Origin of the sequence: Pedobacter sp. PLR, assembly GCF_026239675.1 — a bacterium.
Lineage (GTDB): Bacteria > Bacteroidota > Bacteroidia > Sphingobacteriales > Sphingobacteriaceae > Pedobacter.
The window spans coordinates 403,812-418,859 of the sequence record NZ_JAPIVQ010000003.1 but is presented as its reverse complement, the minus strand read 5'-3'; the positions used below and the strand labels follow the sequence as shown (position 1 = coordinate 418,859).

The following is a 15,048-nucleotide window of genomic DNA, read 5'->3' as shown; positions in this document are numbered from 1 at the left end:
AGGTAGAACTTTTACATGAATTTCCTCATAGCTGACCATAAAGTTTCATCTAAACCATAAACATCTGCTCTATATTGCATTGTACCGTTCTGTGACCAGGCAGTAATGTAATTAATAATCAATGGAACCTGTTTTTTGGTACCAAACCAGGTCGGTTTTAGTTTAAATAAATTAACGGTATCTGCTTTCTTTGCCAGTTTTTTGCGATACAGTGCCATTTTAGTCGTATCTAAAGGCGGAAGATTGACTTCCATCCTCAGCTGATCATAACGATTTTTATCTTTAACCAGGTTCTGCGCAAATTCTAAAGGTTTTTCTACACGGATACAACCATGGCTAATGGCACGGTTGGCTTTTGCAAAACCACTTTTATTATTGGTGTCATGCAGGTAAATACTGGAACCATTGTCGAATATAAATTTAAACTTACCCAAAGCATTACCGTTTCCGGAGCCCTGTTTAAACTGGTAGGGTAACTTCTCTCTCTGATAGTTGCTCCACTGAATGGTATCAGGCTCGCCAATCAATTTCCCATTACGGTACACATTGATATTGCTATTAGAAAGGTAATAAGGATCTTTTCTTGCCATCCAATAGATTTCATTTCTGGCGATACTCATCGGAATGTTCCAGATCGGATTTACCTGAATTGAATTCAGCTTACTATATAAGATCGGTGTTTCATGGTTTTTTGGTTTATCATCCAGATTACCACTTTTCAGGTATCTGGCGATTTTCTCCGCGTATCCATCTTCTCTCTTCCCTCCTACACAAACCTTCATATGGCTTAGGGTATCTTCTTTACTAAACCAGGTTAGCGAGAAATCAGGAATATTTACTTCTACGTACTCCTTCCCCATCTCGGGCAGTTTCCACCTTAAACGTTCCATATTTACCAGAATGGTTTTTGCCTGATCGCTCTTTTCTAAACCAGCCGATTTTAAAGCGGCAAATTTGCGTTGCAGCGCAAGATATTGTTTAGAAGCTGGCTGAATTTCTTTCAACAATCCCTGAATATCTGCCGTTTCCATGACCTTAGACATGCTCACACTATCCGGACGCTTTACCGGAACATAATAACGGGAGAACAGTTTACGAGGGTTTACACTCCCATAACTGACAAAATTATCATACTTGGTTAAGCTTTCCGCAGCATTCAGCTCTAAGTCTGCAATGGCAGGATAAACTTCCTGGATGGTTTTGAATTTATTGACCGATAACGCTTCTAAAGCCTTTTTCAATTCTTCCAAACGGAAAAGCTCCGGATTGTAACCATGTGCATCTACTCTTGCGATGTAAGCTGTTAAGGTATCCAGTCCGCCGCTAATGAAAAACTGAGTCACCAAACGCGGCTCCTCATGATGGCTTGCATAAAAGTTTTTAATGGTATTCGGATTAGTTAATTTTCCTTTCAAAGCATCAAAACGTTGCTTAAAGACTACATTATATTCAGCAGTATCAAAATCTTTATAAATTTTGCTATCGAAATGCTTAGCTAACACTAAACCGATCTCAGGAGTTTCCTTAAACCAGGAACAGGCGTTTAATAGTAAACAGAACGGGATTAAAAGGAACAGTAATTTTTTCAATGTGGTATTTTTTTTTACAAAACTAGACGTTAATTGTCATTATCAAACTGAAATAGGCAAATTAAATGCCATATATATTTTGTTTTGTGCTTTCAATCTATATATTTGCAGTCCCACAACATGCTAACACTTGTTGATTAAGGACTTAAAAAGAATTATGACACTAATTTTGAACCATCACTTACATTTGCACCATCGCCTGTCGGCGATGTATATGTAATGTTTTGTACTTCAAAACTTGTTTCCGAATTACCTTCTTGTCCAATATTCAATAAATTCAAATTAGCATAATTGAAAACACTTAAAATCGCTATCCAGAAATCTGGTAGATTAAACGAAAAGTCAGTAGAAATCCTTAAAAATTGTGGTTTATCATTCGAAAACTACAAAAGTTCCCTAATATCCACCGTTACTAATTTTCCTTTAGAAATTCTTTTCCTGAGAGATGATGACATTCCGGAATATGTTCAGGATGGCATTGCCGATTTAGGTATTGTTGGTGAAAACGTAATTGTGGAAGCCGGTGCAGATGTCACTTACCTTCAACGCTTAGGTTTCGGAAAATGCACCTTAAAAATTGCCATTCCTAATGAAAGCAGGATCACTGAGATCGCACAATTAGAAGGTAAAGCTATCGCTACTTCTTATCCGGTCATCTTAGAAAAATACCTGAAAGAAAACCATGTCAATGCGGAAGTAAGAACGATTTCCGGTTCTGTAGAGATTGGTCCGGGCTTAGGATTAAGCGATGCCATCTGCGATATCGTTTCTACTGGTGGTACTTTAAAGAGCAATGGTTTAAAACCCTTCTCGGAAGTGATGAAATCTGAGGCTATCCTTATTGGAAGCAAAGGTTCTGAGCTACTTCCTGAAGTTCAGGAACTATTACAAAGAATCCTTTCGGTGTTGCGCGCTAAAGAAACCAAATATGTGGTCTTGAACGTTGCAAAAATCAACCTAAAGAAGGTAGTTGATTTATTACCAGGTGTAAAAAGTCCGACAGTGGTTCCTTTATTTGATGAAGAATGGGTTGCCGTTCATTCTGTAATTGCGGAACACGATTTCTGGGAAAAAATCAACAGCCTGAAAGCTGCCGGTGCCCAGGGAATTGTAGTTATGCCAATTGAGAAAATCATCGCTTAAGTTTCACCTCATTGAAACCAAATCAGCATAATGTTTGCAAAAAGCATTGAAATATGCTGATGAAAGCTTCATAACCTTAAAAAAACAACATACTCTGATGAAAATCTATAGTTATAAAGAATTGGCTGAACAGGAGATCAAAAATCTATGTTTAAGACAACTGGAAGACGATAGTAGTATTCTGGATCGTGTAACTCAAATCATTGAGCAGGTAAAAACCCGCGGAGATGCTGCATTGATCGATTATGCACAGCAGTTTGACCAGGTAACTTTAACGGACTTATACCTTTCGGAAGCGGAGATTGAAAGTATTGCGGCTACTATTCCGGCAGCAGAAAAAGCAGCCATTGATACTGCTTATGCAAACATCAGCGCCTTTCACGCGGCTCAAGCCAACACGGAAGATAAACTGGAAACCATGCCTGGCGTAACCTGCTGGCGGGAATCCAGACCTATCAGTCGTGTGGGATTATACATTCCCGGCGGATCGGCAGTTTTACCCAGCACCTTTCTCATGCTCGGTATCCCCGCTGTATTGGCAGGATGTAAAGAAATCGTGGTCTGCTCCCCTCCTCAAAAAGACGGAAAAACCAATTGCTACCTCGCTTACTGTGCCCTAAAGCTTGGTATCAAAAGAATATATATGATTGGCGGTGCACAAGCCGTTGCTGCAATGGCTTATGGAACGGAAAGTGTGCCTAAAGTTTATAAGATCTTCGGCCCTGGAAACCGTTACGTTACCCAGGCAAAACAACTGATTCAATCCAGCAGCATGACGGCTATCGATATGCCTGCGGGTCCTTCAGAAGTTTTGGTCATTGCAGATGAGAGCGCCAATCCGGCTTTCATTGCCTCGGACTTACTGGCTCAGGCAGAACATGGCGCTGATAGTCAGGCAATTTTAGTGGCGACTTCTCCGGAAATAGTTACCGAAACTTTAAAACAAATTGAAGCGCAGATTGCTATACTTCCCAGAAAAGACGTCACAGAAAAGGCGATCGCCAATTCTTATGTGGTATTGGTGGAAAACCTGGAACAGGCCATGGAATTTAGCAACGAATATGCCCCTGAACACCTCATCTTAGCTACCAATAAATTTGAGCAGCTGATCCCCTTAATTGAGAATGCAGGTTCTGTGTTTTTAGGTAACCTGACTCCCGAAAGTGCCGGTGATTATGCCTCCGGAACCAACCATACCTTACCTACCAGCGGTTTCGCAAAAGCGTACTCTGGTGTATCGCTGGATTCTTTCCTCAAGAAAATCACCTTTCAACACATCACAGAACAGGGTTTAGCCAATATTGGCAACACCGTTGAAGTATTAGCCGCAGCAGAAGGCCTGCAAGCGCACAAGAATGCAATCACTATTCGTTTAAAATCATAAAGATGGATATCAATAACCTCCAAAGAGAAAACATCAAAAATCTGAAACCATATTCTACTGCCAGGGATGAATATAAAGGACAGGCCAGTGTATTTTTAGATGCCAATGAGAACGGATACGGTTCTCCATTAGATGTAAATTTTAACAGATACCCGGACCCATTGCAACTGGATCTTAAAGATGCCCTTAGCAAAATCAAAGGTGTACCTATTGAAAATACTTTCCTTGGAAATGGCAGCGATGAGGCAATAGATATATTGTTCCGCGCTTTCTGCGAACCTGGAAAAGACAATGTCATCATCCTTCCACCAACTTATGGAATGTATGAAGTATCTGCCAATATCAATAACGTAGAAGCCAGAAAAGTGAACCTCCTGCCGAACTACCAGTTAGATCTGGAGAAAATTGCAGAAGCAATTGATGAAAACACGAAACTGATCTTCATCTGTTCTCCAAATAACCCAACCGGAAATTCTATTATCCGCACAGATATTGAGACTGTACTGGCTAACTTCCAGGGATTGGTGATTATTGATGAGGCTTATATCAACTATGCAAAACAACGCACTTTTATTAAAGAACTGACGGAATACCCTAACCTGGTGGTCTTACAAACTTTTTCTAAAGCATGGGGTCTTGCTGCATTGCGCTTAGGAATGGCATTTGCTGCCCGTCCGGTAATCGACATCCTCAATAAAGTAAAGCCTCCTTACAACATCAACCAGGCAACACAAGATCTTGCTTTAAAAGCATTGGAAAACATCGCGCAGGTAAACGAGTGGATTAAAATCACCGTGGCAGAAAGAGAAAGCCTGAGCGAAGCATTGATTAATTTACCAATCGTTAAAAAAGTTCATGCTTCTGATGCCAATTTCATACTAATTGAAGTCATTGATGCGTTGAAAACTTATGAAGCCTTAGTAAACCAGGGCATCATTGTCAGAGACCGTTCTAAAGTGACATTATGCGAAGGTTGCCTTCGAATCACCATAGGAACCCCACAAGAAAACGAAATCCTTCTAGCGGCTTTGAAAGCGCTTAACTAATAAAAACATGAAACCGTTATAAGCATACTGCTTACAAACCATCATAATTATGCTAATAATAGCTTCATAACCACTGAAAACAATTACATGCTAATGAAAAAAGTATTATTTATTGACAGAGACGGCACCCTCATTAATGAACCACCTGATGAGCAGATAGACTCTTTTGAGAAACTGGAATTCTACCCACGTTCTCTTTATTACCTTTCAAAAATAGCCAGAGAGCTGGATTATGAATTGGTGATGGTGACCAATCAGGATGGATTGGGAACAGACTCCCACCCTGAAGTCAACTTCTGGCCGGTACACAACTTTGTGATGAGCACCTTTGCCAATGAAGGCGTAGTGTTCAATGAGGTGATCATCGACAAAACTTTTGCCCATGAAAATGCACCAACACGTAAACCTAACATCGGTTTATTGCAGCACTTTCTAACCGCAGATTACGACCTGAAAAACTCTTTTGTTATCGGTGACAGAATCAATGACATCATTCTAGCCAAAAACCTGGGTGCAAAAGCGATTTGGTTATGCAATAACCTGCAATTAGGGGCCAATGAAAATCTGGATAAGATAGAAGCACTTAACGAGTATATTGCATTAAAAACTCAAAACTGGGAAGATATATACACCATGCTGAAAGCCGGAACACGGACCATTCACCATGAAAGAAATACCAATGAAACAAAAATCAGCATCGATATTGACCTGGATGGCACCGGCAAAGCAGAGATCTCTACAGGATTAAACTTCTTTGACCACATGCTGGATCAGATTGCCCGTCATGGTAGTATCGACCTGAAAATCAAAACCAATGGCGACCTTCATATCGATGAACACCATACCATTGAAGATACAGGAATCGCTCTTGGCGAGGCATTTGCAAAAGCAATCGGCAATAAATTAGGTTTAGAGCGCTATGGTTTCTGCTTACCTATGGATGATTGTTTAGCACAGGCAGCTATCGACTTTGGCGGCAGAAGCTGGATCGTTTGGGACGCAGAATTTAAGCGTGAAAAAGTAGGTGATATGCCTACAGAAATGTTTTATCACTTCTTCAAATCGTTTAGTGATGCTGCAAAATGCAACCTGAACATCAAGGCAGAAGGTGAAAATGAACACCATAAAATTGAAGCTATCTTTAAAGCTTTCGCTAAAGCCATCAAAATGGCGATTAAACGCGATGCTGAAAAGCTGGTCTTACCGAGTACTAAAGGCGTATTGTAATGATTGGAATTGTAAACTACGGCGCAGGTAACATCTTTTCACTCAGCTCAGCATTGGAAAGACAATACCTGAACTATGGGATGGTCAATACGGAAGCAGATCTGGATAAATATACCCATATCATCATTCCAGGGGTTGGCCATGCTGGTGCAGCCATGAAAAAACTGGAACAAACCGGACTGGTGGAACCCATTAAAGCGCTTAAAAAGCCGGTATTGGGCATCTGTGTAGGTATGCAGCTCCTAACCGCTCATTCTGAAGAAGGAGATGCCGAACTAATGGGTATCTTCCCTTTAAAAACCCGCTTATTTGACAAAAATCAGGGCATTAAAATCCCGCATATGGGATGGAATAATATCGAACATAAAAACAATGCATTATTCGAAGGGGTTACTAACCTAACACAATTTTACTTTGTGCATTCGTACTTTATTGAATATAACCCTATTTTTGATATTGCCACTGCAAATTATGGTACGCCATTTTCTGCTGCGATACAAAAAGATAATTTCTATGGCGTTCAGTTCCACCCGGAAAAATCCGGGAGCGCCGGCGAGCATATATTAAAGAATTTCTCAAACTTAAAACAATAAAATGTACATTATTCCTGCTATTGATATTTTAGATGGTAAAGTGGTTCGCCTTAGAGAAGGTGACTATAACCAGAAAACTGAATATGATGTTTCCATCGCTGAAATGATCGAAACATACCGTTCTAACGGTACAGAATTCATACATATTATTGACTTAAATGGTGCTAAAGGAGATTTCAGTAACCAGAAAGCATTGTTTGAAATCATCAGTAAAACTGATATGCGTGTACAATACGGAGGCGGAGTCCGCACCATTCAACAGGTTACAGACCTATTGGATGCAGGAATTCACCGCGTTATCGTAGGTACACAAGCCATTACTAATCCTGATTTCCTTGCGGAATTAAGTCAGGAAGTAGGCAAGAAATATGATTATGCCAACAGAATCGTCGTTGCGATTGATGTGTTGGATGAAGTGATCAAATATTCTGGCTGGATGGAAAGTTCACCAATCAAATTAATGGATTACGTGGATAAATGTCTGCAACTAGGCTTTTTCAGATTCTTATGTACCGACATCAACAAGGACGGAAAACTAGGCGGAGCAGCAGTAGATCTTTATAAAAAACTATTGGAGCACTCTCCATTCATTAAACTGATCGCTTCTGGTGGTGTAAGTTCAATGAAAGATATTGAAGAGCTGGCGAAATTAGACATCCGTTCTGTAGTAGTGGGTAAAGCCATTTATGAAAACAGAATCACTATCGAGGAGATCAAAGAATGGAATTTAAAGCAAATGACTTCTCTTTAAGCCGATGCTAAGTAAACGTATCATTCCATGCCTGGATGTTAAAGATGGCAGAACGGTTAAAGGGGTCAACTTTGTGGACCTTAAAGACGCGGGAGATCCGGTAGAACTGGCCTGGCAATATGCACAGCAAGGTGCCGATGAACTCGTGTTTCTGGACATTACCGCTACTCATGAACGTCGTAAAACGATGATAGAAATGGTGAAATCAGTTGCCCGTCAGCTGAATATCCCTTTTACTATTGGAGGCGGTATTACCACGATTCAGGATGCAGAAGCCCTGTTAAATGCAGGTGCCGATAAGATCAGTATCAACTCAGCAGCGGTAAAAAACCCTGCTTTAATTGAAGAACTGGCTGCTGCATTTGGCGTTCAGTTTGTGGTGGTTGCCGTAGATACCAAATTGGTGGAAGGCAAAAACCGTGTTCATCTGAATGGTGGCCGACTGATCACTGAACTGGAAACCGAAAACTGGATCCGCCAGGCGGAAAGTATGGGTGCCGGAGAAATCCTGCTCACTTCTATGGACCATGACGGGACAAAACAAGGATTTGACTGTGGCTTATTGAATACCGTCACTCAAATGATCAATATCCCTGTGATTGCCTCCGGGGGTGCCGGAACCGTTCAGCATTTCATAGATGTCTTTGAAAAAACAGGCGTCGATGCAGCCCTTGCGGCTTCGGTATTTCACTTCGGTGAGATCCCTATCCCCGAACTGAAACAAAAATTAAAATACCACAATATACCTGTAAGGTTATGAATATAGATTTTGAAAAAACAGACGGACTGGTTCCTGTCATCATTCAGGACAACCAGACACTGGAAGTTTTAATGCTGGGTTACATGAACCAGGAAGCCTGGACAAAAACTCAGGAGGAAGGTAAAGTAACCTTCTTTTCCAGGTCTAAAAACCGCCTCTGGACTAAAGGTGAAGAAAGTGGCAACTTCCTTTTCGTAAAAGACACGCATATTGATTGCGATCGCGATACCATCCTGATTAAAGCGAGTCCTGTAGGTCCAACTTGTCATACCGGAAGCAGAAGCTGCTTTAAAACCGACTACAATCAAAACTTCCTTTTTGAACTGGAAAGCATTATCTCCGACAGGTATGAAAACCCTTCTGAGGAATCTTATGTCAACAAACTTCGTCAGAAAGGACTGAACAAGATTGCGCAAAAAGTAGGTGAAGAAGGTGTAGAAACCGTTATTGCCGCTTTAAATGAAACGGATGAAGATTTTGTAAATGAGAGTTCCGACCTGATTTTCCACCTTTTAGTCCTGCTGAAAGAAAAAGGAAAAAGCTTAACAGAGATTGCTCAGAATCTTGAAAAAAGACACCTTAAATAAAACAAATCATGCGCTGTAATTAAACGGCGCTAGTAAAATAAAGATTACCGGATAAAATAATTATGCTGAAACACTTACATACCCTAAACGGACACCAGAACCCAATTTATGCCTTAGCGACCTCCCCTAAAAAAGACACCTTTTTTAGTGCCGGTAATGACAAAGGCGTGGTAGAATGGTCACTGGAAACAATGGGTTTTGTAAAAGTTCTTGTTCCGGTGCAAAGCTCTGTATATGCTTTGCACCGTTTCGGCAACTTATTATTCATCGCACAGCGCAGCGGATCAATCCTGGTCTTTAACCTCGACGAAGAAAAGGTAACTGCCACTTTAAGCTTCCATCAGAAAGGGGTGTTTGACCTCAAAACCATTACTTATAAGAATGAACTGATCAGTACCGGAGAAGATGGTATGCTTGCCGTATGGTCTTTAGCGGACTTCTCTTTACTGTATCATTTTCAGGTGATTCCTCAAACGGTGAGGGCCATTGCTTTGAGTAATGATGAAAAGGAAATGGCACTAGGTGGTAAAGACGGCGTAATCAGAATCTATAAGACTGAGGATTTCAGCCTGCTAAAGGAACTAACCAGTCACACGCTCCCCATCACCTCCCTGCAATATGCGCCTACCGGAGATTACCTGATTTCGGGAAGCCGCGATGCACAGTTAAAAGTATGGAGCCTGCCAGGTTATGAACTGATCAATAGCATTGCCGCACACATGTTCAGCATCTATGCCATTGCATTTCATCCTACTGAGCCCTATTTTGCAACCTGTAGCCAGGATAAAGGCATTAAAATATGGAGCAGTACAGATTTCAGATTATACAAGATTCTAAGCCTTGAAAAAAACACAGAAGGACATTTTCATTCCATCAACAAACTGATTTGGAGTGCTGATGGGAAATACCTGATTTCTACCGGAGACGACAGACAAGTGATGGTTTGGAAATTTAACTAGCAGGTTATCAGAATACTGCCATTTACTTTCAAAAAACTGAGGAAAGAAAACTAAGAATGTTTAAATTGGTATAAAATAGTACCAATCATGCCAAAAGAACATCTATACAAAACCGTAGTCACCTGGACAGGAAATAAAGGTTCAGGAACAATGGACTATCGCTCCTTCGACAGAAACTATGTGATTTCTATTGATCATAAAGCCGACATTTCAGGTTCTTCAGATTCCGCGTTTCTAGGCGATAAAACCAAACACAATCCAGAAGATTTACTCGTTTCTTCCCTATCTTCCTGCCACATGCTTTGGTATCTTCACCTTTGTTCTCAAAACGATATTATTGTGATGGATTACAAGGACAATGCCGTAGGTACGATGCTGGAAAACGCGGATGGTAGTGGTTACTTTTCCGAAGTCACCTTGAATCCGGTGGTTACAATTACCAGAGCCAGTGATCAGGATAAGGCAAATGCCCTACACGAGCAGGCACATAAAATGTGCTTCATTGCCAATTCCTGCAACTTCCCGGTGAAGTGTGAACCCAGCTGCATTGTAGAAGGAAATTAAGTTTCCGCTCCTTAAATAAAACGTTTGATGATTCTGAGTTGGTGACTGTAACGTCCCAACTCCGCATTGTAAATACCCTGATCATCTATTGGATCAATCCTTACCTTACCCGAGGCATGGATGATACGATCGGCACTGAGCATGATGCCCACATGAATGATCTTACCGTCTGCGTTGTCGAAAAAGGCAACGTCTCCAGGTTTCACGGCAGGTAAAAAGTCCACCACATCCCCCTGCTCTGCCTGCTGCCAGGCGTCCCGTTTCAATTGATATCCGTTCAGTTTAAAGACAATCTGTACAAATCCAGAACAATCTATTCCGAACAAACTTCTTCCACCCCATAAATAAGGTGCATTTAAAAAGAAAAGTGCATGTTGAATCAATTCCTCGACGGTATGAAAAGCAGTGGTTTTTAATGGGGTAAACATCACGGCGAACTTTTGTTCCCCAATACTGCAAAAGCCGTTTTCCAACATCGGAAGGTTACTTCCCGGAGAAAGGTAATATCTACTCCCCTCCTCATCGATCACTGTTCCCATTAATTCCGCAGGAACCACATGGTCACAGGAATGGTTGTTAACATACTGCTCCAGGGTAATCATGCTCAGCTGCTTGAAATCCATCCAGCCCTCATAACCATCAAAGGCATTATAAACCAGCCACCAGTTTTCTTTCTTTTCCAGGATCTCTACATGATCACCAAAAAGTAATTGAGAACTTATTTCGGCCCTATCGGAGGCTTCAGTCCTTAGCGGCGCAATGGCCACCCTACAAATTCCATATTCTTGTTCCATATTATCGCTGACGCTGCTGCCATAAAAATAACAATATCTCTATCATATTACAATTTTTGAGTCATCCCTATTTCGGCTCCATTCTGAAATAAGACCAACTTCTTCGTTTTACCATCTTTGTCCAGACTAAACTTAATCCTTGCCGGTACTACGGTATAAAAGAAACTATCCTCAGCCTCCGGATAAATCTGAAACTCTGCCTGAGTATGATAACGGGCATAAAGATGGTTTCCATCTGCACGGATCTTCATTTTAAGTGCCGGAGTCTGATCAACTACATATTCACCAGCTAAGGGTTTTAATTTACCTGCAGCAATTGGGATACTTTTCTTAATGACTACTTTCACTGGAATCTCAGGTTGCTTCCCATCAAGGAGTTGAACAGCTCCGGCCATCAATTGAAAAACACTTGCCTTATTGCTGTAATTTGTCAAGAGAATTATGGTTCTTTTTAACCTGGTATTCCTAAGCATCAGGTTAACATAACCGCCAAAGCCACCTGTATGGAACATCTCCTCCCCCATTACTTCCCCGGGACTCATCATCCAGCCAAAACCAAAAGGACAACCCGGCATCATTTCCGCAAATTTATCAGATCCCACTAATTTTGTAGGGGTAAAAGCCGCTTTAAAAGTCTCTTTACTAACCAGTTTCTCTGTATATAATGCCTGATCCCATTTAAAAAGATCATTGATCGTACTACTGATGCCATATGGTCCATTTACGCCATCCAAATAATTCGTCATGTCACTTTTAAGATCATCCGTTTTAACATAACCATTTATCGCAGCATCCCAAACTTCATCACTGGCATAATTGAGGATCTTTTTCGGAGCGGTTAGTCTGGAATAAACTTCTGTGTGTAGCATGCCCACCGGAAGAAATACATGCTTTTCATATAGTTAGCAAAAGACTGACCAGATATCTTTTCTACGATAGTCGCAAGCAGCAAATAGTTAGTATTGGAATAACTACAGGCTATACCTGGTTTAAAAATCGGTTGAAGCTTACTACTTGCTAGTTTTTTAATGATATCCGTATTAAAGTTCACCTTGTTAAGGTCTAAATCATTGGCTGAAAACCCCAGAAATTCAGGAATACCTGAGGTATGTGTTAATAGATTCCTAATCGTTACCCCTGGATACTCCAATTCCGGGAAATACCGCTTTACGCTATCTTCATAACTGAGTTTTCCCTTTTCCTGCAACTGCATAATCGCCATTGCGGTAAACATTTTGGAAACCGAAGCCAATTCAAAAGCCGTTTCCGTGTTCAACAGGCGGTTTTGCTGCTCATCAGCATAGCCATAAGCTTTGCTAAAAATCGGTTTCCCCTCTTCTGCTATTAAAATGCAGCCATTTAAATTCTTTTGAGCATAAATCGTATCGAAGTAAGTTTGCAGTTTCGCTGCTTTATCCTGAGCATATAAAGCCGGATTTAACAGGCAAGAACCCGCAAGCAGGGCAATGGAGAAAATTCTGAAATTCATGGAGTACGTTAATTGAAAAGGAAAGATAGCCAATAAAATGAAGACTAGAAATTACGTGATGAGTTTCCATAAAGCCATTGGAAATCTATATATTAGACAGAGGGATTTACCTTTTCAGGAAATCCACAGCATGATATAACTTTAGCTAACCAAACAATTTACCTTAAAAAGATGTCTTAATAGTATAACCATTAAATTGTAAGACCATGAACCTTAAAAAGATTTTAATTGCTGTCGACAATAGTACCTGCTCCGAAAAGGCGGCCAAGACAGGGTATGAAATCGCAAAAACATTTGGTGCAGAAGTAGCACTGGTTAACATCATAGAGCCTATTCCGGCTAATATCAACCCGGATCTGACGCTTGCTCCTGTGTTTCTGGAGACTTACGATAACAGCGAAGAGAATAGCAATATGCTATTGAAAGAAATAGAGTCAAAATATAGCCTTGGGATTCCAACCACTTATTTAAGTGTGATTGACAATGCCGCACATGGCATCATTCAGCAATCCGACGAATGGGGTTCTAACCTGATTGTGATCGGTACTTATGGCCGCACTGGTCTTTACCATTTCCTAATGGGAAGTGTTGCAGAACACGTAGCCAGAAAATCCGCCTGTCCGGTACTGATTGTTCCCAACAAATTTGAAGATAAAGATTAAGTATAAAAAAAGGACGCCAAAAGCGTCCTTTATATTTTGTAATACTTCTGTTCTTAGTTTTCCTGATGTAACCAGGCCTTTTTAGCCAGTAGCTCTTCTTCAGTTTCACGTACATCTTCATCATCAACACAACAATCTACCGGGCATACTGCCGCACATTGAGGTTCATCATGAAAGCCTTTACATTCTGTACACTTATCGGAAACGATATAATAAACTTCGTCCGACCCTGCTTCCATTGCAGCTTCTGAATCCACTTCTTTACCGCCGAAATCAATGACACCATTTAAATTGGTTCCATCAGAGAATCTCCAGGCTGTGCCTGCGTCATAAATTGCATTATTTGGGCATTCAGGCTCACATGCTCCACAGTTAATACATTCGTCTGTTATTTTAATAGCCATGTCTTCGTCTAATTCTAATGCTAAGGTTACCTTTGCAAGGCAAATATAACACATAAACTTTAAAATAATTGGAATATGGCAATCCTTACTGCTGAAAAACTCAAAATTGCACTCAAAAAGCTTGGTCAATTTACTGCCAATCCCGATCCTGACTTTAAAAATTTAATTTTATCAGCACCAAACAGCAATGCCTGGTTCACCGTTGAAGAAGTAGAAAAAGCACTGAAAGCTTTGCACCACATGCTCAACGACGAGGATATTGAAATCTGGTTCAAATCTGTCAAGGTTAGCGAGACCCCAAAAAGAGTCGGATTAATCTTAGCCGGGAATATCCCGATGGTTGGTTTTCACGATGTGATTTCTGTACTGGCTACCGGAAATATTGCACTAATCAAACTTTCCAGCTCAGATGACAAGTTGTTACCTGCCCTGTTGAAAAGACTGGTTGAATTCGAACCTTTACTGGCAGATCAAATCGTTTATATAGAAAGACTGAAAGATTTTGATGCGGTGATTGCAACCGGCAGCAACAATACTTCCAGATATTTCGAATATTATTTCAGTAAAGTACCCAATATCATTAGAAAAAACAGAAATAGTGTGGCGGTGCTGACCGGCGAAGAAAGCAGAGAAGAAATCGCGATGTTAGGTCATGACATTTTCGATTACTTCGGATTAGGTTGCAGAAATGTATCTAAACTTTTCATTCCGGAAGATTACGACATTAAAGATTTCTACGAGCCTATAGAAGGTTACCAGGACATCATCAACCATTTCAAATACAACAACAACTACGATTATAACAAGTCTATTTACCTGGTCAATGCAGCGACACATTTCGACAATGGATTCCTATTGCTGAAAGAAGATGAAAATATGGTATCGCCACTGGCTGTCCTGTTTTACGAGCGTTATAAAAACCTGGACGAAGTTCAGGAAAGACTGGCCAAAGAAGAGGAAAACATCCAGTGTATTGTTTCTAAGGCTGATTTAAAACTAAATACTACCGTGTTGGCACCAGGACAAAGTCAGGCTCCTAAATTATGGGATTATGCTGACAATGTAAACACCATTGAATTCCTGAACGGAATATAAA

Annotated in this window: 15 protein-coding genes and 1 pseudogene; 12 read left to right on the top strand and 4 right to left on the bottom strand. The window is 40.6% G+C overall.

The annotated features are described in order from the left end of the window. Positions 1 to 11: 11 nt before the first annotated feature. On the bottom strand, positions 12 to 1,589 hold the full coding sequence (locus OQX61_RS08910; RefSeq protein ID WP_265841310.1) for a L,D-transpeptidase family protein: 1,578 nt from the start codon (positions 1,587 to 1,589) through the stop codon (positions 12 to 14). A 291-nt stretch (positions 1,590 to 1,880) separates the two neighbouring features. Here OQX61_RS08910 and hisG point away from each other — a divergent pair, with 291 nt between their 5' ends. The 10 genes from hisG to OQX61_RS08860 all read left to right on the top strand — a co-directional run bounded on the left by hisG (position 1,881) and on the right by OQX61_RS08860 (position 10,603). Then, a complete protein-coding gene (gene hisG / locus OQX61_RS08905) occupies positions 1,881 to 2,732 on the top strand; it encodes an ATP phosphoribosyltransferase (protein ID WP_265841309.1) in 852 nt (283 codons plus the stop codon). A 97-nt stretch (positions 2,733 to 2,829) separates the two neighbouring features. Next, the gene (hisD, locus tag OQX61_RS08900) at positions 2,830 to 4,116 is read left to right on the top strand and encodes a histidinol dehydrogenase (RefSeq protein ID WP_265841308.1); all 1,287 of its coding nucleotides are present in this window, start codon (positions 2,830 to 2,832) and stop codon (positions 4,114 to 4,116) included. A 2-nt stretch (positions 4,117 to 4,118) separates the two neighbouring features. Further along, positions 4,119 to 5,162 carry a histidinol-phosphate transaminase gene (hisC, locus tag OQX61_RS08895; RefSeq protein WP_265841307.1) on the top strand — a complete coding sequence of 348 codons (1,044 nt, stop codon included), beginning with the start codon at positions 4,119 to 4,121 and terminating at the stop codon, positions 5,160 to 5,162. 93 nt (positions 5,163 to 5,255) lie between these two features. After that, entirely contained in the window at positions 5,256 to 6,389 is a 1,134-nt protein-coding gene (hisB, locus tag OQX61_RS08890; RefSeq protein ID WP_265841306.1) for a bifunctional histidinol-phosphatase/imidazoleglycerol-phosphate dehydratase HisB, read from the top strand. Then, positions 6,389 to 6,982: an imidazole glycerol phosphate synthase subunit HisH gene (hisH, locus tag OQX61_RS08885; RefSeq protein ID WP_265841305.1), complete on the top strand. Its 594-nt coding sequence runs from the start codon at positions 6,389 to 6,391 to the stop codon at positions 6,980 to 6,982. Before hisB ends, hisH begins: the two co-directional genes overlap by 1 nt. Before the next feature lies 1 nt (position 6,983). Beyond that, positions 6,984 to 7,733 (top strand): 1-(5-phosphoribosyl)-5-[(5-phosphoribosylamino)methylideneamino]imidazole-4-carboxamide isomerase, encoded by a 750-nt coding sequence (gene hisA / locus OQX61_RS08880; protein ID WP_265841304.1) that lies wholly within the window; start codon positions 6,984 to 6,986, stop codon positions 7,731 to 7,733. A 4-nt stretch (positions 7,734 to 7,737) separates the two neighbouring features. Then, the gene (gene hisF, locus OQX61_RS08875; RefSeq protein WP_265841303.1) at positions 7,738 to 8,493 is read left to right on the top strand and encodes an imidazole glycerol phosphate synthase subunit HisF; all 756 of its coding nucleotides are present in this window, start codon (positions 7,738 to 7,740) and stop codon (positions 8,491 to 8,493) included. Beyond that, positions 8,490 to 9,080, top strand: coding sequence for a bifunctional phosphoribosyl-AMP cyclohydrolase/phosphoribosyl-ATP diphosphatase HisIE (gene hisIE / locus OQX61_RS08870; protein ID WP_265841302.1), 591 nt, complete (start codon positions 8,490 to 8,492; stop codon positions 9,078 to 9,080). Before hisF ends, hisIE begins: the two co-directional genes overlap by 4 nt. 62 nt (positions 9,081 to 9,142) lie before the next feature. Further along, the gene (locus tag OQX61_RS08865) at positions 9,143 to 10,039 is read left to right on the top strand and encodes a WD40 repeat domain-containing protein (protein ID WP_265841301.1); all 897 of its coding nucleotides are present in this window, start codon (positions 9,143 to 9,145) and stop codon (positions 10,037 to 10,039) included. A gap of 87 nt (positions 10,040 to 10,126) precedes the next feature. Then, the gene (locus tag OQX61_RS08860) at positions 10,127 to 10,603 is read left to right on the top strand and encodes an OsmC family protein (protein ID WP_265841300.1); all 477 of its coding nucleotides are present in this window, start codon (positions 10,127 to 10,129) and stop codon (positions 10,601 to 10,603) included. Positions 10,604 to 10,614: 11 nt separating this feature from the next. Here OQX61_RS08860 and OQX61_RS08855 read toward each other — a convergent pair whose 3' ends face one another. Together OQX61_RS08855 and OQX61_RS08845 are read right to left on the bottom strand one after the other, a co-directional pair. Beyond that, positions 10,615 to 11,397 carry a C40 family peptidase gene (locus OQX61_RS08855; protein WP_265841299.1) on the bottom strand — a complete coding sequence of 261 codons (783 nt, stop codon included), beginning with the start codon at positions 11,395 to 11,397 and terminating at the stop codon, positions 10,615 to 10,617. Positions 11,398 to 11,444: 47 nt separating this feature from the next. Beyond that, positions 11,445 to 12,886: pseudogene (locus OQX61_RS08845) on the bottom strand (serine hydrolase). A 206-nt stretch (positions 12,887 to 13,092) separates the two neighbouring features. Between OQX61_RS08845 and OQX61_RS08840 the strand changes: the two are divergent. Then, positions 13,093 to 13,548 carry a universal stress protein gene (locus OQX61_RS08840; protein WP_265841298.1) on the top strand — a complete coding sequence of 152 codons (456 nt, stop codon included), beginning with the start codon at positions 13,093 to 13,095 and terminating at the stop codon, positions 13,546 to 13,548. Between the two features lie 53 nt (positions 13,549 to 13,601). Here OQX61_RS08840 and OQX61_RS08835 read toward each other — a convergent pair whose 3' ends face one another. Continuing rightward, the gene (locus tag OQX61_RS08835) at positions 13,602 to 13,952 is read right to left on the bottom strand and encodes a 4Fe-4S dicluster domain-containing protein (RefSeq protein WP_265841297.1); all 351 of its coding nucleotides are present in this window, start codon (positions 13,950 to 13,952) and stop codon (positions 13,602 to 13,604) included. A 75-nt stretch (positions 13,953 to 14,027) separates the two neighbouring features. On the opposite strand from OQX61_RS08835, the gene OQX61_RS08830 reads away from it, so the two are divergent. Next, complete coding sequence (locus tag OQX61_RS08830; RefSeq protein WP_265841296.1) at positions 14,028 to 15,047, top strand: acyl-CoA reductase; 1,020 nt, start codon at positions 14,028 to 14,030, stop codon at positions 15,045 to 15,047. Position 15,048: the final 1 nt, after the last annotated feature.